We start from the raw sequence: 22,595 nt of genomic DNA, 5'->3' as shown, positions 1-22,595 counted from the left end.
CCTTTATATTCATTCGAGCAGCTATGAAAACCCCTAACCCAAGCCTTTACAAGAGATTTTACATACACACCATCAGTGCACTATGCCTGGCAGCGCCATTGATGGCACAGAAATCACTGCCGGCGTACCAGCCCAATCCTGCCGAACTTTCAGCGTCCTATAAAAGGATGGCCCTGATGGATTCGCTCACGAAAGGCAGCGTGCTGAAAGCGCAGGTACAGCCCAACTGGCTCGCTGACGGGCAGTCGTTCTGGTACAGGAATGTATTAAGGGATAGTTTGACTGAATACCTGGTCGTAAAACCGGGAGAAAACAAGAGGACAACCGCCTTCGATCAGGCGAAAGTAGCCGCTGCACTTTCCAAAGCCTGTGATTCCACGTTCTCGGCCACTAAGCTATGGGTCAGCGACATTCATTTCGAGCCCGAAAAACACAGCATAATCCTGCAAAGCAGGGGAAAATGGTTTGCTTACGACACCGAAACCGCCACGGCACAGAGAATCGCCAAACCGGAGTTACCGAAACCCAAGGATATCGGCTGGACAAGGCAGCTTAGCCGCTGGGCGCGTTTCCGGGCTGATAGTGTCTCTCCCGACAGGCAAACGACGGCGTTTGTCCGCAACGGCAATATTTATTTGAGTAAAAAGGAAGACAAGAATGGCGAACAACTGACCTACGACGGCAATCCGCTGAAACCGTACGGTGAACTCAGCTGGTCGCCCGACGGCCGGTACCTGGTTTGCTACCGGGTTGACCATCGTGACGAACGGCAGGTGAGCATTATATTCTCCTCCCTGCCCAACACCACCCGCGGCGAAGTAAAAACGCGGGGTTACGCGCAGCCCGGCGACGAGTTTACGAGCTACGAAATGCGCGTGATTGATGTGCAAAGCGGCAAATGCGTGAAGGTACAGTCGGAAGTGATCGACTTTTTCAATGCGCCCGTGATACGCTGGCGCAAGGGCGACGCGACGCATTTTACGTACGAAAAAGTCGACCGCGGCCACCAGCGTTTCCGGGTGATCGAAGTCGAAGCGACCAGTGGCGCCACGAAGCACATCATCGACGAAAAGACCGAGACTTTTATTTACCAGAACATGATTTACACGCATTACCTGCCTGAAAATCATGAAATCATCTGGGTTTCGGAAAAAGACGGCTGGCGGCACATTTACCTCGTCGACGAACATACCGGCGAAATCAAAAACCAGGTTACCAAGGGCGAATGGGTCGTGCGCGACATCGATAGCGTCGATACGCAGAAGCGCGAAGTATGGTTCAGAGCCAGCGGCATGAATGCCAACGAAGATCCTTATCACATTCATTACTACCGCATTAAATTCGATGGTACCGGCCTTGTGAAACTGACCGACCACGCGAAAGCCACGCACCAACTCACGTTTTCGCCCGACCGGACTTACTACGTTGACACCTATTCGACCATGACCACCGCGCCCGTTTCGGAACTCCGCAAAACCGCTGACGCGTCACTCGTGATGAAGCTTGAAACGGCCGACATTTCGCAATATCTCGCATTAGGCTTCAAATTGCCGGAGATCTTCAAAGCCAAAGGCCGCGACGGCAAAACCGACATCTGGGGCATCGTGTACCGCCCGAGCCACTTCGATCCGAAGAAGAAATATCCGATTATCGAAAACATTTACGCCGGCCCGCAAGACTCATTTGTTCCCAAGGCATTCCGCCATTATGGTGAAATGCAAAGCATGGCCGAGCTGGGCTTCATCGTGGTGCAAATGGATGGTATGGGCACCTACAACCGCTCCAAGGCGTTCCACGACGTGTGCTGGAAAAACCTGGCTGATGCCGGCTTCCCCGACCGCATTGCTTGGATGAAAGCCCTGGCCGAAAAATATCCCCAGGCGGACTCGACCCGCGTGGGCGTGTACGGGACCTCCGCCGGCGGGCAAAACTCGCTGGGCGCATTACTCTTCCACCCGGGCTTTTACGACGCGGCCGTTTCGGCATGCGGCTGCCACGACAACCGCGTCGATAAGCAATGGTGGAACGAGCAATGGATGGGTTATCCGGTAGGCAAGCATTACGACGAGCAGTCGAATGTGACCAATGCAGCCAAATTGCAGGGCGATTTGCTGCTGATCGTCGGTGAAGTGGATACCAACGTGCCGCCCGAAAGCACCTATCGCGTAGCCGACGCGTTGATCAAAGCCAACAAGGAATTTGACCTTCTCGTAATTCCCGGCATGGGCCACAGCGACGGCGGTCCATACGGACGCCGCAAAAAGAGGGACTTTTTTGTACAAAAACTATTAGGTATAAATCCTCCGAACAGAAACAGGCAAATCGCTTCTCAGCCAGCAGCTCTGGGGCGGTAGGAAGGGGCTGTAAGCGATAGGCTGTAAGCTATAAGCTATAAGCCATAGGCGATAAGCTCTAAGCTTTTAGTTTGAAAGTTCGATTCGCAAAGGCAGTGAACTGCCTTAATGGGCATTCCTGGCCAAAGAGCAAAAAACGACGCGTTAAAAAACCAAGAAATAACAGACTTATAGCATACAGCTTAAAGCCTAAAGCATATAGCCTCCCATGAAACAAACGTTACTTTTCCTTATCTCCGTCATTCTCCTGCACGGCTGCGCGCAGAAGCGAGGCCCCGCGCAACGTCCGACCGCCTCTACTGAAACTGACACCGGCCGCCGCGGCGACGGCCGCCGTATCGAGCTGCTGTTCCTTGGCCACGACAGCCGACACCATTTCTCGGAAAAGTACTTTCCAATGCTATCGTTACCGTTGTTTCAGAAGGGCATTAACCTCACTTATACTTCCGACCCGAACGCATTGAACGCAGAAAATCTCGCGCGGTACGACGGCGCGGTGATTTATGCCAACCACAATACCATTACAACGGCGCAGGAAAATGCGTTGAAAACCTTCGTGGAGGGTGGTAAAGCGCTTATTCCGCTCCACGCGGCCTCTTTCTGCTTCCAGAATTCGGATTGGTATATCAAAGCGGTGGGCGGCCAGTTCAGCTCACACAAGTATGGCACATTCACTGCGCAGGTAGTGAAAGCAGATCATCCGGTAATGCAGGGCTGGAAGACGTTTGAAACCTGGGACGAAACTTATGTGCATTCGAAACTGAACCCGGACATCATCGTGTTGCAGGAACGCGTCGAAGGCGGCCGCCACGAACCGTGGACCTGGGTGCGCACACAGGGCAAAGGGCGCGTATTCTACACTGCCTACGGGCACGACGAACGCACCTGGAAGCAACCTGCATTTCAGGAACTGGTTGCCAATGGCATTATGTGGGCCGTGAGCGATGAAGCGAAGGCGCGGCTAGCGAAATTCAATTTACCCAAACCCACTTACACCGACGCCAACGTCCCCAATTACGAAAAACGCGACCCTGCGCCGAAGTTTCAGCAGCCCCTATCCCCCGCCGAATCGCAGAAACTGACGCAGGTCCCGGTGGATTTTGAACTGAAACTCTTCGCTTCCGAGCCGGACATTGTGAAACCCATTGCCATGGCCTGGGACGAGCGCGGACGCTTGTTTGTAGCCGAAACACGAGACTACCCCAACGAAGTACGCGACCAGGACGGCGTAGGCAAAGACTGCATCAAGATTTGCGAAGACACCGACGGCGACGGCAAAGCCGACAAATTCACCATTTTTGCCGATAATCTGAATATTCCGACCAGTTTGGTATTTGCGAACGGCGGCCTTATCGTGGCGCAGGCACCACATTTCATTTTCCTGAAAGATACCAATGGCGACGACAAGGCCGATATCCGCGAGAACATCATTTCCGGCTGGGGCAAAAGCGATACGCACGCCGGGCCTTCGAACCTTAAATATGGGTTGGACAACAAAATCTGGGGTGTGTTGGGCTATGCAGGATTCCGCGGCACGAACTCAGGTAAGCAGCTGAGTTTCAGTCAGGGCATTTACCGCTTCGACAACGATGGCAAAAACCTGGAATACATCGGCCGTACTTCCAACAACACCTGGGGCTTGGGTTTTTCGGAGGAATTTGAAGTGTTTATTTCAACAGCGAACGGGAATTACAGCGGGCATTTTGCCATGCCGCTTGAATACGTAAAGCGTTCGGTAGCAGACGGCTCGGGCAATACGGTTTACAAACTCGATTCACATTATGAAATGAACTACCTCACGCCCGCGCTCCGGCAGGTGGATTTCCATGGCGGGTTCACGGCTGCTGCGGGGCATAACCTTTATACGGCGCGTAGTTTTCCGAAATCGTACTGGAATGCCACCGCGTTCGTCTGCGAACCGACCGGCCGGCTGCTTTACCAGGCTTTGCTGAAACCGAAAGGTGCAGGCTACAAGGAAAAAAATGGTTTCAACCTGCTCGCCAGTGCCGACGAATGGTTCTCGCCCGTACATGCGGAAGTAGGCCCGGACGGGGCCGTGTGGGTGGCCGATTGGTACAGTTTCATCATCCAGCATAACCCTACCCCGCGCGGTTTCGAGAATGGAAAAGGGAATGCGTATATTAATCCGCTACGCGACAATCAGCATGGACGTATATATAGGATCGTTTGGAAAAATGCGAAGCAAACTCCCTATCCGAAACTCGATAAAAACGACGCGGCAAGTCTGGTGGCCGGTTTGAAAAACGACAATATGTTCTGGCGTACCACGGCACAGCGGCTGATCGTCGAATCGAAGAATACCGCGGTGATCCCGGAGCTGATCAAAATGGTAAACGACCCATCTGTGGATGAAATCGGATTAAATAGCCCTGCGGTACATGCATTATGGACACTCGATGCCCTCGGTGCTTTCACCGGCCCAAATGAAGAAGCCTATCACACACTCGTACGCGCTATGCGCCATCCGGCAGCCGGCGTTCGCAAGACGGCCGTGAAGCTGCTCCCTCGTAACGACAAGACGCTTTCCGCCTTGAAATGGACCAACTCGCTGAACGATCCGGATCTGAAAGTGAGGTTGGCTACCATCCACGCATTGACCGACTTGCCCGCTTCGGAGGAAATCGACCGGATGCTGTACCTGGCAGGCCAGGATTCGCAGAACGCGGCAGATGAGTACCTGGCACAGGCGATCTTTTCGGGGGTGATCAAGCATGAAAATGGCTTCAAAGCAGCGGCAGCGAAGCTCAAAGACTCCACATTAACGGCGCGTATCGAACGTGGATTGATCGAGGAGACTTATATGTTGAATCTATGGTCGCCCCCAATCTACCCGCCGGATGTTTCCCATAAAGAAATCAGGATCAAAGCCATTGTCACCAAAGCACAGGAGGACCTTTCGGGTGTGGTAGTGTCTCAGGGGAACCGGCAGAACGGGTATAGCCTGTATATGCAGGACGGCAAAATGCACTGGCTGGTGCGTCAAAACGGCCAATCGTACCAGGTTACTTCCACGAGAAAACTACCTGATGAGCGCTTCAATGCCTACGCCACCCTCTCGGAAGGCGGAAAAATGACGCTCGCGATCGAAGACGAAACGCCGGTAACCGGTAATGCCGCCGGTCTTTTCCACCAGCCGTTCATCCCCGACGACATCCGCCTCGGCCGCGATTTGCGCGACGGAAACCAGGTAGGCGCGTATGCCGACAATGCAAGGCTGCACGGCTGGCTGGACATCAAGAGTACGCTGCACCTCCATAACCAGGCCTTTCAAGGCCTGGCCCCCCGGACGCCATTACCCTCAGGTACAGCCTCAGTACCCACGACAGCGACCGCTGAAGTCCTGAAAGGCAAAGGCACACCCACCACTATCAAACTGAAAGTGATCGAGCATGAAATGAAGTTCGACCAAAAAAACTTCACCGTAAAACCCGGCCAAAAGGTGACCATACAGTTTACAAACCCGGATTTCATGCAGCATAACCTACTCATTATCAAACCCGGGACATTGGAAAAAGTAGGCAATGCGGCCGACTTGCTGGCGCGGGAAGCGAATGCTATTGCGCTCAACTATGTACCCAAAATGCCCGAAGTACTGCATGCTACAGAACTCGTAAGCCCCGAAGGCAATGCGACGCTGGTGTTCATCGCGCCCGACAAGCCCGGCGACTACCCGTTCCTATGCACAGTACCCGGCCATTGGCGGATCATGAACGGCATTATGAAAGTCCAATGAGTACCCTCAAATAAGTTTAACCATCTAACTCCAATTGTATGAAAAGACCATTATCCCGCCTGATCCGGGAACTGCACCGCTTTTGCCTCCTCGCGGCGGCGGTCGCCTGTTTCCTGACCCAAAACGCCCTGGCGCTCGCCGCCGACCGACAGATTTCCGGCAAAGTGGTGTCCGCAGAAGACAAAAACCCCCTGCCCGGCGTGACCATCATCGTAAAAGGAAAAAATACCGTGGGTACCGCCACCGACATGGATGGAAAGTTCAAGCTGGAAGTGCCAGAGGGCTCGACGCTGATCCTGAGCTACATTGGTTACGTGAGCCAGGAACTGTCCGTAGGCAACCAGAGTGAGTTCACTGTAGAACTGGCACCCGACCAGAAACAATTGCAGGAAGTGGTGGTGATCGGGTATGGTACGCAGAAAAAAGGGGACATTACCAGCTCTGTCGCGAGCATCAAACGGGAAGATTTTGTCCAGGGAACCGTGCGCGACGCGGCACAGCTGGTGCAGGGCAAAGTGGCCGGTTTGCGCATTACGACCCCTAGCGGCTCTCCTACTTCCAACACGCAGATCAATTTGCGGGGTATCAACTCGATTGAAGGAACGGCCAACCCGCTGATCCTGATCGATGGTATTCCCGGCGGGTTGAACACCGTGGCACCGGAAGATATCGAATCGGTGGACGTGTTAAAAGACGGTTCAGCGGCGGCGATTTATGGTACACGTGCTACCGGCGGGGTAATCCTCATCACGACGCGCAAAAACCGCGGCGCTTCGCGGTCGACGATCGAGTATTCCAATTATGTCAATATCCAGACCATCGCACGCCGTCCGGAACTGCTCACGGGCGACGATTACCGTCAGAAAATCAAGGAAGGAATCGCTTACACCGATTACGGCGGCAATACCGACTGGCTTTCGGAAATCATGCAAAAACCGGTTAGTCATAACCATAACCTCACGTTCTTTGGAGGAAACAGTACCACCAATCTTACCGGCTCGATCAACTACCGCAACTGGGAGGGTATATTCCTGAGATCGGGACAAAACCGGTTCACGGGTCGCGCGGACCTGAATCATGCGATGTTCAACAACAAATTGAAAACCAATTTACAGATCATCAACCGCATCACCCGCTCCAACGGCGCGGTGAGCCCGGCCAACGACGACGCGGCCTACGGCTACGCCTACCGCCAGGCCATTATCCGCAACCCTACCGACCGCGTGCGGACCGACGACGGTAAATGGCAGGAGCGCGACGGTTATTTCTATGAAAATCCCGTTTCGCTGCTCAATGAATCGAATTACGAAAGTTCGTTCAAGGAAATGCGTATGGCCGGTAGCCTCGACTATGCACCGATCGACGACCTGAACTTCAAGTTACTCGTATCGAACGTTCAGAACAGCAACCTCGAAGGCGGTTCCACCACATTCAATCACACCGCCACGCGCCTGAGCAATCAGAATGCGACCGCGTTCCGCAGCACCTACGCCAACAACGAGAACCTGCTTGAATTCACCGGAAATTATTCCAAAGCCATCGGCAAGCACCGTTTCTCGGTACTCGGCGGGTACAGCTGGCAGGACGCTACCTACGAGGCATTCTCGGCCAATAACTGGGATTTCCCGACCGACGCCTACGACTGGAACAACCTCGGTGCGGGCGGCGCATTGCAAAAAGGCCAGGCCGGCATGGGTAGTACCAAAAACAAATGGCAGCTCGCAGGTTTCTTCGGCCGCTTGACTTACAGCCTGAGCGACAAATATCTATTCATGGCCAGCGTGCGCCGCGAGGGCTCTTCGCGCTTCGGGGTGAACAACCGTTGGGGTACATTCCCGGCGGCGTCCATAGGGTGGCGCATCAGCAAGGAAAACTTCATGGGCAGCCTCGGCGCGGCTTCCGATATCAAACTTCGCGCGGGTATAGGCGTAACGGGTACGATCGCGAACAATCCGTATATGTCTCAAATCAGCTACAACTTCGACCGCGAAGAAGGGGCATTTATCGGCGGCAAATGGGTACCGGGCTTCGTTCCGGCACGTAACTTCAACCCCGACCTTCGCTGGGAGAAAAAAGAGGAATACAATGCCGGGGTGGATTTCGGGTTTATGAAAAACCGCATTAACGGATCGATCGATTTTTACAGCCGTAAGGTGAAAGATCTGCTCTACAATTTCCCGGTTCCGGTTCCGCCTTATCTGACGGGCAGCATGTTTATCAATGCCGGGGTAATGCAAAACAAGGGAGTCGAGGTATTGTTGAATATCGTTCCTATCCAGACGGGTGATTTCCAATGGAATACAGGATTCACCTATTCCACCAACCGCAACAAGCTCGTGAGCCTTTCGAACGAGCAGTTCCAGGCTGCGAACGATTTCTTCGACGCGGGTTACACGGGCGAGCCTATCCAGGTGAGCACACACCGCGTGAAAGTAGGTGAGCCGATCGGCCGCTTCTTCGTTTGGAAAAGCGTAGGTGTGGACGATAAGGGCGCATGGCTCATTGAAAACAAGGATGGCGAGGTGATCCCTATTGCCGACGCTACACCGGAAGACCGTCAGTATTATGGGAATGGTATTCCAAAACACATTGTGGGCTGGAACAACAACATCCGCTACAAGCAGTTCGACCTGGCTGTGAATATGCGCGGCGCCTTTGGTTTTGACATTCTCAATTTCCAGAGCATGTTCTATAACAACCCTCGTAATAAGGCCTACAATATGCTTAAAACCGCCTACGATCCGATCGACGGCAAGGTGCTCAATACCGACCTCGTATATGTGTCGCATTACATCGAAAAAGGTGATTACTGGAAAATCGACAATGTGACGCTGGGCTACACCCTGCCTGCCAACACGATCAAAGGCATTAAAAACGCACGCATTTTCGTGTCGGGCCTCAACCTGGCAACTATTACCGGCTACACGGGCATCGACCCCGAGGGCGTGATTTTCACTGGCTTCTCACCCGGTAACGACTACCGCGACAAATACCCTACCACCCGGACATTTACAGCCGGACTGAGCGTAACATTCTGATCCACAAACATTTTGAATTTATGAAAAACAAAAATATAAGATACGCGATCCTGGCTGCATTGCTAGCCGGGGTCCCGCTTTACTCCTGCACCGACCTCGACGAGCAAGTGTACTCCGAAGTCCTCGGGAGCAGTTACCAGCCCACCGAAAAGGACCTTCCGGCCATTGTGGCGCCCGTTTACTCGTCGCTACGCTCGCTAATGCTCGGCTGGCAGGGCTATTTTGATTTGCAGGAAGAGGCCGCCGACGCGATCATCACGCCCGTGCGCCCCAATGGCTGGGACGATGGCGGCACCTACCGCCGTATGCACCAGCACACGTGGACGGCCCTGCAATGGCAGCCCGAAAATGCCTGGCGCCAGGCATTTGCCAGCATTACCACGGTGAACCGCGTGCTGTCTCAGATCGCGGACGGTGATTTGCCGCTAACCAACGGCAAGGATGCGACCATCGCAGAGCTCCGTGCGGTGCGTGCCTTCGCCTATTACCTTTTGCTGGATAACCATGGTAACGTGCCTATTGTAACCGACTTCAAGGACGTTACCCTTCCCAAACAGAGCCAGCGTAAAGAGGTTTATGATTTTGTGGTAAAAGAACTGACGGAATCGCTTCCGAATCTGAGCGAAAACGCCGGCACCACTTACGGCCAGATGAACAAATGGGGTGCGAAAACGCTTCTGGCCAAAATTTACCTTAATGCGCAGGTATACACAGGCACACCCGAATGGGCGAAGGCGATCCAGGAAGCCGATGACGTGATCAAAAGCGGCAAATATGTGCTGGATGCCAATTATTCCGATGTTTTCACCTGGACGAACTTCAATTCCAAGGAAATCATATTTGCCATTCCTTACGATGAAATTTACGGGACCGGCAACCAGATCCACATGAAAACCCTCGATCCCCTGAGCCGATCGGTGTACCCGATGAACGCCGGTCCGTGGGGAGGGAACTGTGCCGTTCCCCAGTTTATCGACACCTACGACGCCGCCGACACCCGCCTGGCCGACACCTGGATCATGGGTCCGCAGAAAAGTGCCGCAACCGGTGCCGTCGTGATCACTTACAACAAGGCGGTGCCGGGAATGGACAAGACCTCGTCGTCGGACGGGTTCCGCATTGGTAAATACAAAATCAAACCCAATGCCACGGGCAGCCTTGACAACGACTTCCCGTTCCTGCGGTATGCGGATGTGCTGATGATTAAAGCCGAGGCATTGCTGCGCACCGGCAAGGCTGCCGAAGCAGCCGAACTGGTTACGCAGGTGCGCCAACGTGCGTTCAAAGCCTCACCGGAAAAGGCTAAGGTAACGGCGGCCGATCTGACGAAAGGCAGTCGTTACAATTACGGCTACCAGGCGACGGACGGCACCATTACCGAGCGTCAGGGAGGCGACGATATTCAGTTTGGCCGGTTCCTGGATGAGCTGGGCTGGGAATTCGCCGCGGAAGCACACCGCCGTCAGGATATGATCCGATTCGGGGTGTATGAGACCAAGAAATGGTTCAACCACCGCCCGCAGTCGGCCCAGCGCGCGCTCTTCCCAATCCCGCAGAATGAAATCGACAAAAACCCTAATCTGAAACAGAACCCGGGTTACTGAACCATTTATAAATTTGGGTTAGGTAGTTCCTATTTGCTCGCCGGACGGAGTATATTTGTTTCGGTGAGCAAATTTTTTATTGTATTTCAAAATTCCGTTATCCCATGTTTTCACAATCAACATACTTAAACCGGAGAAAAACACTTCAATCCAAACTAGGCAAAGGCTTGATACTGCTTCTCGGCAATGAGGAAAGCGGCATGAACTACCGCGATAACGTATATCCATTCCGTCAGGACAGCACATTCCTCTATTACTTCGGCATCGACCAGGCGTCACTGACCGCCGTGATCGACCTCGACAACGGCAGTGAAATCATTTTCGGCGATGAGCTCACCATCGACGACATCGTATGGACCGGCCCGAAGGAAGCCCTGGCCGAAAAAGCGGCCAAAGTGGGTGTCAGCCAAGTAAAACCAGCGGCAGCTGTGGGCAGCTTCCTGAAAGACGCATTGTCGCGCGGGCAAAGCATTCACTTCCTGCCTCCGTACCGCGGCGAGCATTATCTGAAATTGCAGGAATGGCTGCACATCGATCCATCCGAGGCAGCGCAAAAGGCTTCTGTGAGCCTCATTAGGGCTGTGGTTTCGATGCGTTCTTACAAAACGGAAGAGGAAGTTGCTGAGCTTGAAAAAGCCGTAAACACCTCTATCGACATGCATTTGTCCTTCATGCGCGACACCCGCCCGGGCATGACCGAAAAGGAAATCGCTGGCAAGCTTCAAAGCATGGCCATCGCACGGGGCGGTGACATCTCCTACCCCGTCATCCTGACGGTCAACGGCGAAATCCTGCACACCCACGCCCGCGACCTCGCGATCCGCGACGGCCAAATGGCGTTATGCGACGCAGGGGCCGAAACCGCCACGCATTACTGCGGCGATCTCACGCGGACCATTCCGGTGGGCAAGGCATTTACAAGCATTCAGAAAGAGATGTATGAGATAGTCCTCAACGCGCAGGAATCGGCCATTGCCGCCTGTAAACCAGGGGTTTTGTTCAAAGACATTCACAAACTCGCTTCCACCAAACTCGTCGAAGGCATGAAGCAAATGGGCGTCGTAAAAGGTGACGTGGCAGAAGCCATCGAGCACGACGTGCATACCCTGTTCTTCCAATGCGGCCTCGGCCACATGATGGGCCTCGACGTCCACGACATGGAAAACCTGGGCGAGCAATACGTAGGCTACACCGACGACCTGAAAAAAGGCACCACTTTCGGTTGGAAATCGCTCCGTCTGGGCCGTGCGCTGGAACCCGGCTTTGTCGTCACCGTCGAGCCCGGCCTTTATCTCATTCCCACCCTCATCGACCGCTGGAAAGCCGAGAATAAACTCGCCCAATTCATTAACTACGAAAAGCTGGAATTGTTCCGCGATTTCACGGGCATTCGAATTGAGGACAACCTCTTGATAACCGAAAATGGCAACAGGGTACTCGGGAAAGAGCTGGTGAAAAGTGTAAGGGATGTGGAGGCGTTGAGGGGATGAAAAAATAGATTGGATTACGTTCATTTGTGTTCCATTTTATCCCTTCATCTGAATGAACTTAGACTGCTACCCTTGCTTCGCAAACGAATCACATTTGGTGTATGAATTTATGAGTTGCGGAAACAAGGGAGCAGTTAAAAAGATAGTTGAGTATGCATGGACCGGGTTGGGAGATGTATACAACCTCGCTTTTGGCGACTTTGACGAAGCTCTTAACGATATTAATGACCTGGTCGTAACCAATAACGGAGATCGCCTGAAAGTACTTAGTACAGTTGCATGGACTGTTAGGGAATTTATGTTCTGGTATCCGGATGCACTCGTGTTCGCAATAGGAAGTACCGATTCAAGGAACAGATTATATAGAATTGGCATAGTCAGTAATTTAGCCGAAATCCAGAAAGAATTTGTTATTTTTGGTAAACCCGAATGTAGCGGCTGGGAAGAATTCGTTATCGGAAAGAGTTATATAAGTTTTTTAGTTGGAAGAAAAGAAAACAGAGAAGCAATATGGAATCAACTTCAAAACCTAGATCTGTGAAACCAGGTGAAATGCCTGTTAAAGACATGAGTTATCTCGAAGGAAGAGTCCTTTTTCCTGAAAAGCTAAAAAAGGCGCGGGAAGTATTAGAACCTCTCTTTTCTAGGACAAAAGAGGCCCATTGAGCCTCTTTTTTACTTACCGCCAAGTACCGCCTTTCCAAAAAGCAAACCACTCACGTCGCCAGCATACAAAGCCAGCGGGTTTGCCTCTTTGAAATACATGATATAGGAGTGATTAAAGAGGTTATTTAAACTGATAAAACTTCCACTGGGTTTTGAAATCGGGTTTCAGCGACTGATTGGTCAATGTGGCACGCACCATTTCGATCGGCATGTTATTTTCCTTCATCACGGCGTCGTGAAACTGTTTGAATGTCATTTTACCGCTGTCGACAAGCTCCTTTTTCAGACTGAATAGCTGCAAGCCGCCGATGAGGTAAGCTACCTGATACAATGGGCTATAATTCCCTTCGAATGACCGCCTTACCTCCCCTTCCGCATTCGCGCGCTCGTGGCCGACGCGGTCGACCAGGAAATCGATGCATTCCTGGGGTGTCCATTTGCCCAGGTGGTAATTCAGCGAGAAGATGATACGTGCGCAGCGGTGCATACGCCAGAAAAGCATTCCGATACGCTCCTCGGGCGTTTTGGCAAAACCTTTATCATACAAAAGCAACTCCCAATACAATGCCCAGCCCTCCGTCCAGAACGGCGTGCGGAAATCGCTGCGGTAGAACTTGTAACGACTGTTCATATAATATTGCAAATGGTGGCCGGGGACGAGTTCGTGATGTACGGTGGAACGCGAGAAATACGGGTTGTTGCCGCGCATACTCATCAGCTTGTCGTCATGCGCCATTGTATTGGTAGGATAAGAAATGATAATATCCCGGCCACCCAGGAAAAACGGGTTCACCAATTGCCTTTCCGGCGTCATCATTTGCATCCCCCAGGTTTCGTCGGCTATCTCAGGATAGTCTATGAGGTTGTTTTTGAGGATAAATTCCTTCGCATCATTATAAAGTTTCAGGATCAGTTCGGGTTGGGTGCCGGCCGGAACATAGCTGTTTTTCACTTTCTCCTGCGCCTTCTTCCACTCATTTCCGAAACCCATTTCCGCGGATGCTTTCAGCAGTTCCTTGTCACACCACGCGAATTCCTTATTAGCGAGTTCAATCAGTTCATCGGGTGTGTATACGATCATTTCAGTTCCCAACTGGCGAATCAACTCTTCCCGGCCAATGGGAACGCCTTTGATGCCGCTGGCGTCCTCTTTCTGCGTCGTATTGAGTTTCCCCTTGCTGCGGATGAGTTTCGAATAGGCCAGCAATGTGCTATCCAGCGTTTTATAGGGCTTCGGCACCCACCAGGTAAACAACGGATCATAACCATTATAAAACTCAAATGTACTCTTCAACCGCGCTTGCAGGCCGGTTATTGCCTCCACACCCATGCGCGACAGCGGCATATCGATCGATTCCAGCTTTTTGAACGATTCCTCGGCCTGCTTTACTTCTTTCTGCCAATCGTTCAATTTCGCTGCCACTGCCTGCCCATCCACGGTAGCGCCACGCCGGCGGCCCTTTTCCAGTTCATAAATACCCGCGGCGAAGGGAATGTACTTTTCAATTTGCCCGTACTCCTTTTCCTCCTGGCTCAATGTCAGCAAATGGTCGTCGATATTGCGTTTCAGCAGCAGGTAATCCACCTTCCCGTAAATGCTCATCGCGTTGAAATCCACCTTGGCAAGCTTGCCCAGATAATCGTTATCCACCTCCCGCAGCCGTTTACGTTGCTCCGGCGATTCGAGAGCGGGACCATTACCGCGTTGGCCCCGCCCCTCCGCGGGCATAGGACCGTAAAAGTAATTCACCGCACGAATGTCCTGCGCATACTGGATCACCAGACCCGCTACCTCGCTGGTTTGTTCATATAGGTTAAATTTAGATTTGGTGGACTGTGCTGCTGCCGCAAATGCAGCGGACCAGCAAAATAGAAAAACCGCCCAACGCGAGCGCATTACGTAGTTATGCATCATAGGATTCAGGATATTAAGATTGGATTTTACCAAAATTAGCCCAAAATCCCCGCGAAAACGTACCCGGTTTTAATCATTTATTGACGGATTTTAGCAAGGTAGCCTTCTGTGGTGCGTTAACCCGCTCCGGCGCTTTCGACACGTGCAATATGCCCTCACAGGCTGCGTAATGCGGTCATCCCCGGCCATTGATGCATTGAAGTCTGTGGTCGGGGCAGATGTCGCCGGAAGCGGAAAGGATTTTACAAAAGAGGATTGACGGCTGTCAGTGGTCGGCCGTCACGACTGACTTACTGTTCAAAAGCTCGGCACGATACCGTGAAATAATAGCTTTCAACGTCTCGCCAGTCCCTTTGATCACCAGTTTGTTGAGGTTATACTGCGACATTTTCATCGCTGCGGCCACTTCCTGAATGGTGAGATATTCATTGCCTTCCAGCATTCTTCGTACCTCGTTGAGCACCCGGTCGGTTTCCTCGCTGTATTGAGCAACGGTCTCCGGCCTGTGCATATCCGGCAAATTGCGTTTCACAAGGTTGACCAGCAATGCGGCCGAATTTGCCACGAGCTCGCGGCTGCTGTCCTGCAAATGCCCGAGTTCCCTTTCGATCAGTCGGACAAGATGCGTAACTGCCAGCCGGTCGGTTTCATTGCGGAGCTCTTTCTGGCGCAGGAAACTGGGCACTGAAAACAGGTCGCGCACAGCGCGGAACATGCCTGTGAAGCTGTTGAAAGGATCCGCCGCCCCGGCGATACGGAACGGATCGAAGAAGATAGTAAGTAAATTGGTCCTGTAAAAGGACTTGAAATGGATTGGGTGGCCGGGGGAAAGGAGAAAGATCGCCTGCTCTTCGTAGTGCCACGAATCATCGTCGCAGGACAAAACGCCCTCCCCTTCCGTGACAAATGCAATACCAAACAAACCGCCAAAGCGGGATGACTGTTCGAGCTCGCGGGCTTCGCAGCTTACCAGGTTCAGGGTTTGATCGATATTGAGTTCTTTCATCACGTTGAAGAAGGGTTTAGGAATAGTCACCTCATCCCGTGTGCGCCTTCCCGGCGTCCACGAAACACAGGGTTTAGGTTTATGGTCAACTTACTGTTGGTTTTCGCAAAAACACAGTCAGTAAGCAAAGATGTTTACCAATGCCCAAACCGAAAAATCAAAGGTGCCCAATGCCGGATTTCAGGAGCCGAATGCCCGCTTTGGAAGGAAGAAAGGAAACCCGGTTACAACGGTTACTTACCAAGCCATTGCTTGAAATCGGCCATGCGATCGCCGCTGACGAAGACCTCCTGCGCAGTGGCGGGAGTCAGTTCGAGCTTCAACCTGCCGGCCGAAACGGTGTAGATGGAGCGGATGCTGTTCAATGCGATGATGAGCGAGCGGTTGATGCGGAAAAACTCTTTGGGGTCGAGCATTTGCGCCAGTTTATCGAGGCTATAATCCATCGCGAGGTGCTGCCCGTCGTACGTGCGGAGGAACGTGGCCTTTTGCTCAATGGTAAAATAGGCGATCTCGCTCGTACGAATGCTGAAAAGTTTCGGACCCGCCGAGGCAAGGAAACGCTCCTTATAACCCTCCTCGTTACCCGATTGGTACATAGCCATCAAAGCAGCAAAGTCCGGCGCGGGAGTGGCCGCGGATTTGGCGTGTAACATTACGAACTTGTCGATCGCCGCCGTGAGTTCAGCCTTATCGACCGGTTTCAGCAAATAGTCTATCCCATTGGCTTTGAATGCTTTGAGTGTATACTCGGAATACGCGGTGGTGAAAATGATGGGGATCGTCAGTTTCAGTTCCTCGATGATCTTGAATGCCAGATCGTCTTCCAGATGCAAATCCATGAAAATCAAATCAGGGCGCGTATTCGCGGCGTCGCTCAGCCATTGGATACTCTCTTTCACGGACGAGAGTTTGGCCATCACGTTGATTTTGGGATCATATTTGCCCACGAGACTTTCCAGGCGGTTGGCACTCAGCGATTCATCCTCTATAATAAGCACATTCATGAAAGCAGCGGCACTTTAACGGTAAAACAGCCGTCGGTCTTATCGACCATCACGGGCTTGTCGATCAGCAATTTATAGCGGTTCACAATATTCTGAAGGCCGAGCCGTGTGGAAGATTCCGGCAGCTCGCGCACCTGCAACGGATTGCGGATCACCAGGTAATCGCCTTCTACACCGATGGTAATCAGCAGCGGATTGCTGGCCGACATCCGGTTATGCTTCACCGCATTTTCCACGAGCAGCTGTAATGTGAGCGGCACGATCGAGTATTTGTCTTTCTCCTGGCAGGAAATGCGGATATCCAGACTGAGCTTGTTCTCAAACCGGATCATCAGCAGGAACATATAAGTTTCCAGAAATTCAACCTCCGTCGCAAGTTTAATCGAATCGTAAACCGACTTTTCCAGAATATACCGGTATGCCTTGGACAACTGATTGATGAATTTGACAGAAAGCTCCTGGTTGGTTTCCACCAGCGTCGTGAGCACGCTAAAATTATTGAAAAGGAAATGCGGGCTCACCTGATTCTTCAATGCATTGAAATGGGCTGTCGCGTTTTCCTTCTGCAAGCGTTCCTCGTTGACCACCACCCTTTGCAGGCGCTCGTACACGCGCTTGTTGGCCGCGAGATAATATTCCGCCATCAGCGCCAGCACCGTAATGCTCGTATTGGCCCGCTGTTTCAACACGGGGGTTTTGTTGAGGGTAATAGGCAGTACATCGAAGCTCCTTTTATCAAAAACCGCCTCCATCCAGTGCCAGAGATAGCGGTACCAATGGTTGAACACCATAGCCAGGCCAATCGCCACCACAAGCATGATTGCCTGGTTCAATACACGAAAACGATCGGGAAAATCTTCTCCCAGAAAGCGGGAAGTAATGTACTGGAGCCATTCGATTACATTGATCCAGAGAATAAAAAAGGCAATGCTGAACAGCACCTCCATCGTCCACAGCGGCAAGCGATGCCAGAAGGTAGGCATATCGATCTGCAAGACGTTCATATAGATGCGTATTGGCACATATATGACCGCGAAGCCCAGACCAAGTTCCCATTTTTGGCGGTTGGTAAGACGGGATGTTATTCGGGATTGCATTTACTTTTAAATTCTGGACATCAAAATTAATAAAGTAGCATTAACTGTGATCTACTATTTTTCTGATGAGTCGGGTGAAGCAAAAAGCGGGCGGCCCGATCCTACCGACCGGGCCGCCCGCCTATACCTTCGTTAATGACCATTTATTGCTCCGCATACTTCTTGAAATTATCGAGAATCGCCTGCCAGCCAGCCTGCTGAAACTCGACCGGATGCGTATTCTCCGGATCGAATGTCTCGGTTACTTTGGTACCATTGCCGTCCTGTTCGAATAAAACAGTCACTTTACGGCCGTCTCCCAGCGTGTAAGCCAGGTAGCGGTTTTCCTCTACTTCGGTGTAAATCCCTCCGAAATCGAAACTGAAACTGCCGTCCTTCGCAGCCATAGTGGTTTTGATGCTGCCGCCTACGCGCACGTCGTTCTCGGAAAAAGGGGCATGCCAGTCGTCGGATGCGAAACACCATTGGGTAATGTGCTCCGGCGCATTCCACTTATTCCAGACATCCGCTACCGGTGCATTGATATTCGCTTGTACAGTTACAGGTTGTGTTGTCGCTTCCATTTCTTTGTGTTTTTTAGTGATGATTGATGTTACAAAGTTGCCGGGTTTCCGGGAAACGGAGCGATGCCTGTTGCGACAAAAAGCGGGTGCGTTTGCGGCACCCGCTTCAAAAACGTCATTGATTCACCGTCAGAGCCTTTTTTACTGCCGGCGCGACGTGCGTTCCGAGCAGTTCGATCGACTTCATCAAATCCTTATGCGCAGGCGCACCTACGTCCGTATGCATGAGAAAGCGCGTAAGGCCGAACATCTCCTGATGGTAGAGGATCTTATCCACCACTTCATTCGGCTCGCCTACGAACAATGCGCCGCTGCGGCTTTGTCCGCCTTCGAACTGCGCACGTGTATAAGGTGCCCACCCGCGGCTGCGGCCGACGCGGTCCATTTGAGCCGCATACGAAGGGAAGTACAAATCGCTCAGCGCTTTTCCGTCCTGTCCCACCAGCCCGTGCGAATGCGTAGCCAGCTGCATTTTGGCAGGATCGTGCCCTGCTTCCAGGTATTCGGTTTTATATAATTCAAAAAACGGCTTGAACTGCGACGGCATGCCTCCTATGATGGCGATGATCAATGGCAAACCGAGCCTCGCAGCACGCACTACCGATTGCGGCGTACCGCCTACGGCCACCCATATTTCCAGGTTGTTGTTCACGGCACGAGGCAAAACCTCCTGCCTGTCGAGCGTTGCGCGGAACTTGCCTTTCCAGGTGATCACGTCGTTTTCATTGATTTCTTTCAGCAATTGCAGCTTTTCGGTGAACAGGCCATTGTAGTCATTCAAATCATACCCGAAAAGCGGGAACGACTCGATGAAACTACCCCGGCCTACCGTAATCTCCGCACGACCGCCCGAAATGAGGTCTACGGTTGAGAAGTTCTGGTAAACCCGCACCGGATCCGCGGAGCTCAATACGGTTACCGAGCTGGTAAGTTTAATATTCTTGGTTACAGAAGCTGCTGCCGCCAGAATGATTTCCGGCGCCGAGACGGCAAAATCCGGCCGGTGGTGCTCGCCTATACCGAACACATCCAACCCAACCTCATCGGCCAGCTTGATTTCCTCCAACATATCCTGCAAACGCTCCTGCGGCGACTGAAAAGAACGGGTCTCATTGTTAAATGCCAGATCCCCGAACATGCTGATTCCTATTTCCATTTCCTGTTTGATTTTCGTCTTTGTCTGGATGGCATTCCAAACCATCCAATAGTCAAACCAGTATCATGGTGTATAGATTCCGGCGCAGCACCTTTAACACAGTATCCAAAAGTATAGCGATGTGGGCCCTCCGACCGACAACGGACCACCGGCCATAGAACATGTTTCGACGAAGGCAAATGACTATACCTGACAATGCCTGACACTCACCCTACTGATTCAACTGATCAGCGGTCAGCCTCAAAGCCGCCTATTCGCTCCGCAAACTCCTCACAGGATTCACCATCGCCGCCCTGACCGACTGGAAGCTGACGGTAAAAACGGCAATCAACACCGCAATCACGCCTGCCAGGAAGAACATCCACCATTCGATATCGATCTGGTAAGCGAACCCTTGCAGCCATAGCTTCATAATGTACCAGGCTACCGGCGAGGCCAATATAATGGCCATTACGACCAGTTTCAGAAAGTCTTTGGAAAGCATCCCCACAATCCCCGCTACGGAAGCGCCCAGTACTTTCCGGACGCCGATCTCCTTCGTACGCTGCTCGGCGGTGAATGCCGCGAGACCAAATAATCCAAGGCATGAAATGAATATCGCCAGAAAGGCAAAATAACCGGCCAGTTTGCCTACAATCTGCTCGCTCTGGTATTGTCGCGCATATTCCTGGTCAGCAAATGCATAGGTGAACGGCACATTGGGGTTGAGCTTCTTGCATATCCGCTCGATCACAGCCAATGTTTCGGGTGTTTTACCCGCCTGAATGCGGACGATGACGCTGCCTTGCGGCTCGCGTGCGCCCAGGTAGGCAATGAGCGGGCGGATGGCCGCGTGTAATGACACGAAGTGAAAATCTTTCAAAACGCCCACAATTCGCACTTTCGATTTGCCCCACTTGATCTCCCGGCCCACCGGATTTTTAAGGCCCATTGCTTTCACCGCCGTTTCGTTCACGAGCACACCCGACGAGTCGGTAGGGAAATCCTTCGAGAAATCGCGGCCGTCGGCCATTTTAAGTTTCATTGTTTTGGTAAAATCATAACCTACACCCACCGGCGTGAACCTCACCGGGGCGCCAGGGTCGCTGCCGGGCCAGGTGATGCCGTCGGTACCGTTTCCATTGGATGCTGGATTGGCGGTCATATGTGAGACCTGTTTTACTCCCGCTACCTGCGTCAGTTGTTCTTTCAGCAGTTCAAATTTTTTGAAAAGCTCGCCATCGATGGGGAAATAGATAAGGTTTTCACGATCGAATCCCAGGTTTTTGCTTTGTACAAATCCCACTTGCCTGTAAATGACAATCATTCCGACGATCAGTACCATCGACAGCCCGAACTGAAACACTACCAGTCCCTGCCGCACCCACACGGAGCTTGAATCGAATTTCAGGGCACCTTTAAGAATGCGTACCGGATTAAGCGACGACAAGAACAATGCAGGATAGCTTCCCGCCAGCAGGCCCGTAACAGCGAGCAAGCCCGCGATCACCAGCCAAAAGAGCGGCTCCGAAAACGGCAATACCATTTGCTTGCCCGTGAGATTGTTGAATGCCGGCATCAACAAGGCCACCAGAACCACCGACAGGATCGCCGATAGCGTCGCTATCAACAACGCTTCCCCCATAAACTGTCCCGCGAGCATCGAGCGCATGGCGCCAACGACTTTTCTTACACCCACCTCTTTGGCACGGCGCGACGAGCGTGCCGTAGCCAGATTCATAAAGTTGATGCAGGCGATCAGCAGAATGAACACGGCCACGAAGCTGAACAACCGCACATATTCGATACGCCCGCCGTCCATTTTGGCTTCTTTGATATTGCTGTTGAGATAATATTCATGAAAAGGCTGCATGGCGAGCTGGGTCTTGTAGGGCTTGCCTCCGTCGCGGTCAGTTTTATCGAGCAGATGGAGCATTTTCGCTTCCACCTTGGCGGGATCGGCGTCGTTCCGCAATTTGAAAAACGTGAGCGGATCAGTGTTGCCCCAGTGCGTGGCCCAGCTATTGTCGTCGACGTAGGCATCCCAGGTCATAAGGCAATCGAATTGCAGCGAGCTGTTGGGCCCGATATTCTCGAAAACCGCAGACACGGTCATTTCTTTGCGATTATCGTAGCGGATGGCCTTTCCGATAGCCGCTTCCGGACTTCCAAAAAACGATTCAGCCATACTACGCGAAATGGCGATATTGCTCTTATCACGCAATGCCCCCTCGGTGGTACCCTGCAGCAGCTTAAAACTGAACATCTTAAAAAAATCCCCACTCGCCCAGTTAGTCGCCTCCTTGTGTATTTTATTCCCGGCGGAAAAGGTCTGTTGGATGGTCCAGGAATACGGTGTACTCATTTCAATCTCGGGCACCGACTTTTTGAGCTCGTCGGCAAGCGGCCCCGGCGTCCAGATCACGCCCTGCACCTTCCCGCTGAAATACTCCCGCATATAAATGCGGTACAACTGGTCCTTGTTTGCATGAAAGGCATCCACCGCCCGTTCGTCGCGGATCCAGAGCATGATCATGAGGCTGCAAGCCATCCCAAGCGCAAGGCCCAGGACGTTAATGGCTGAAAATGTTTTGCTTTTGAGTAAGTTGCGGAATGCGATTTTGAAATAATTCCGGATCATGGCTGCGCTGAATGAATAGGTTTCGGAATAGTCGTTTGAGCGTTTCGGGCGTGCGAATGGTCGCATAAGGCGAATGACCGAGAGGGCATATTTCCGGTCTGCCGCCGGTTTGCCCAGCCTTTCGAGCCAGTAGGCGTACATTTCGAGCATATCGCCCTGTAATTCTTCGCGGGTATCGGGGTGCGACCAGCTCGCAAGCAGGCGCCTCGCCCACTGCGGCGGCCCATCGGGGCCCGGCCCAGCGGTGCCCGGCCCAGCGGTGCCCGGCCCAGCGGTGCCCGGCCCAGCGAGGCGCCGCCCGGCAGAGTGCGGTTTCGGATCCATA

Annotated in this window: 13 protein-coding genes; 6 read left to right on the top strand and 7 right to left on the bottom strand. The window is 52.5% G+C overall.

The window, feature by feature from the left end; genetic code table 11:
- Window positions 1–23 precede the first annotated feature (23 nt).
- The 6 genes from ACQ4MZ_RS19345 to ACQ4MZ_RS19320 all read left to right on the top strand — a co-directional run bounded on the left by ACQ4MZ_RS19345 (window position 24) and on the right by ACQ4MZ_RS19320 (window position 12,781).
- Entirely contained in the window at window positions 24–2,354 is a 2,331-nt protein-coding gene (locus tag ACQ4MZ_RS19345; RefSeq protein ID WP_430847488.1) for a DPP IV N-terminal domain-containing protein, read from the top strand.
- A gap of 208 nt (window positions 2,355–2,562) precedes the next feature.
- Window positions 2,563–6,108: a PVC-type heme-binding CxxCH protein gene (locus ACQ4MZ_RS19340; RefSeq protein ID WP_430847486.1), complete on the top strand. Its 3,546-nt coding sequence runs from the start codon at window positions 2,563–2,565 to the stop codon at window positions 6,106–6,108.
- 38 nt (window positions 6,109–6,146) lie between these two features.
- The gene (locus ACQ4MZ_RS19335; protein ID WP_430847484.1) at window positions 6,147–9,146 is read left to right on the top strand and encodes a SusC/RagA family TonB-linked outer membrane protein; all 3,000 of its coding nucleotides are present in this window, start codon (window positions 6,147–6,149) and stop codon (window positions 9,144–9,146) included.
- 20 nt (window positions 9,147–9,166) lie between these two features.
- Entirely contained in the window at window positions 9,167–10,750 is a 1,584-nt protein-coding gene (locus ACQ4MZ_RS19330; protein ID WP_430847482.1) for a RagB/SusD family nutrient uptake outer membrane protein, read from the top strand.
- Window positions 10,751–10,917: 167 nt separating this feature from the next.
- A complete protein-coding gene (locus ACQ4MZ_RS19325) occupies window positions 10,918–12,240 on the top strand; it encodes an aminopeptidase P family protein (RefSeq protein WP_430847480.1) in 1,323 nt (440 codons plus the stop codon).
- A gap of 52 nt (window positions 12,241–12,292) precedes the next feature.
- On the top strand, window positions 12,293–12,781 hold the full coding sequence (locus tag ACQ4MZ_RS19320; protein WP_430847478.1) for a DUF6934 family protein: 489 nt from the start codon (window positions 12,293–12,295) through the stop codon (window positions 12,779–12,781).
- Between the two features lie 246 nt (window positions 12,782–13,027).
- Here the strand turns inward: ACQ4MZ_RS19320 and ACQ4MZ_RS19315 are convergent, their stop codons facing one another.
- The 7 genes from ACQ4MZ_RS19315 to ACQ4MZ_RS19285 all read right to left on the bottom strand — a co-directional run bounded on the left by ACQ4MZ_RS19315 (window position 13,028) and on the right by ACQ4MZ_RS19285 (window position 22,594).
- Window positions 13,028–14,821 carry a DUF885 family protein gene (locus tag ACQ4MZ_RS19315; RefSeq protein WP_430847476.1) on the bottom strand — a complete coding sequence of 598 codons (1,794 nt, stop codon included), beginning with the start codon at window positions 14,819–14,821 and terminating at the stop codon, window positions 13,028–13,030.
- A gap of 265 nt (window positions 14,822–15,086) precedes the next feature.
- Window positions 15,087–15,827: an AraC family transcriptional regulator gene (locus ACQ4MZ_RS19310; protein WP_430847474.1), complete on the bottom strand. Its 741-nt coding sequence runs from the start codon at window positions 15,825–15,827 to the stop codon at window positions 15,087–15,089.
- A 233-nt stretch (window positions 15,828–16,060) separates the two neighbouring features.
- Entirely contained in the window at window positions 16,061–16,834 is a 774-nt protein-coding gene (locus ACQ4MZ_RS19305) for a LytR/AlgR family response regulator transcription factor (RefSeq protein ID WP_430847472.1), read from the bottom strand.
- Complete coding sequence (locus ACQ4MZ_RS19300; RefSeq protein ID WP_430847470.1) at window positions 16,831–17,931, bottom strand: sensor histidine kinase; 1,101 nt, start codon at window positions 17,929–17,931, stop codon at window positions 16,831–16,833. Before ACQ4MZ_RS19300 ends, ACQ4MZ_RS19305 begins: the two co-directional genes overlap by 4 nt.
- Before the next feature lie 143 nt (window positions 17,932–18,074).
- A complete protein-coding gene (locus tag ACQ4MZ_RS19295; RefSeq protein WP_430847468.1) occupies window positions 18,075–18,494 on the bottom strand; it encodes an SRPBCC family protein in 420 nt (139 codons plus the stop codon).
- A 115-nt stretch (window positions 18,495–18,609) separates the two neighbouring features.
- Window positions 18,610–19,650 (bottom strand): LLM class flavin-dependent oxidoreductase, encoded by a 1,041-nt coding sequence (locus ACQ4MZ_RS19290; protein WP_430847466.1) that lies wholly within the window; start codon window positions 19,648–19,650, stop codon window positions 18,610–18,612.
- A gap of 250 nt (window positions 19,651–19,900) precedes the next feature.
- Window positions 19,901–22,594, bottom strand: coding sequence for an ABC transporter permease (locus tag ACQ4MZ_RS19285; protein WP_430847464.1), 2,694 nt, complete (start codon window positions 22,592–22,594; stop codon window positions 19,901–19,903).
- Window position 22,595: the final 1 nt, after the last annotated feature.

Origin of the sequence: Dyadobacter sp. BHUBP1 (genome assembly GCF_050587785.1) — a bacterium.
In the GTDB taxonomy this organism is placed as follows: domain Bacteria; phylum Bacteroidota; class Bacteroidia; order Cytophagales; family Spirosomataceae; genus Dyadobacter.
Note: the sequence above shows the minus strand (reverse complement) of the source record. Positions and strands in the feature narration are given on the sequence as shown.

What these genes read in the sequence shown, in the direction of transcription:
- ACQ4MZ_RS19300 (WP_430847470.1), bottom strand. Translation starts at nt 17,931, where the DNA reads ATGCAATCCCGAATAACATCCCGTCTTACCAACCGCCAAAAATGGGAA.
- ACQ4MZ_RS19330 (WP_430847482.1), top strand. Translation starts at nt 9,167, where the DNA reads ATGAAAAACAAAAATATAAGATACGCGATCCTGGCTGCATTGCTAGCC.
- ACQ4MZ_RS19290 (WP_430847466.1), bottom strand. Translation starts at nt 19,650, where the DNA reads ATGGAAATAGGAATCAGCATGTTCGGGGATCTGGCATTTAACAATGAG.
- ACQ4MZ_RS19340 (WP_430847486.1), top strand. Translation starts at nt 2,563, where the DNA reads ATGAAACAAACGTTACTTTTCCTTATCTCCGTCATTCTCCTGCACGGC.
- ACQ4MZ_RS19335 (WP_430847484.1), top strand. Translation starts at nt 6,147, where the DNA reads ATGAAAAGACCATTATCCCGCCTGATCCGGGAACTGCACCGCTTTTGC.
- ACQ4MZ_RS19320 (WP_430847478.1), top strand. Translation starts at nt 12,293, where the DNA reads ATGAACTTAGACTGCTACCCTTGCTTCGCAAACGAATCACATTTGGTG.
- ACQ4MZ_RS19345 (WP_430847488.1), top strand. Translation starts at nt 24, where the DNA reads ATGAAAACCCCTAACCCAAGCCTTTACAAGAGATTTTACATACACACC.
- ACQ4MZ_RS19295 (WP_430847468.1), bottom strand. Translation starts at nt 18,494, where the DNA reads ATGGAAGCGACAACACAACCTGTAACTGTACAAGCGAATATCAATGCA.
- ACQ4MZ_RS19315 (WP_430847476.1), bottom strand. Translation starts at nt 14,821, where the DNA reads ATGATGCATAACTACGTAATGCGCTCGCGTTGGGCGGTTTTTCTATTT.
- ACQ4MZ_RS19285 (WP_430847464.1), bottom strand. Translation starts at nt 22,594, where the DNA reads ATGGATCCGAAACCGCACTCTGCCGGGCGGCGCCTCGCTGGGCCGGGC.
- ACQ4MZ_RS19310 (WP_430847474.1), bottom strand. Translation starts at nt 15,827, where the DNA reads ATGAAAGAACTCAATATCGATCAAACCCTGAACCTGGTAAGCTGCGAA.
- ACQ4MZ_RS19305 (WP_430847472.1), bottom strand. Translation starts at nt 16,834, where the DNA reads ATGAATGTGCTTATTATAGAGGATGAATCGCTGAGTGCCAACCGCCTG.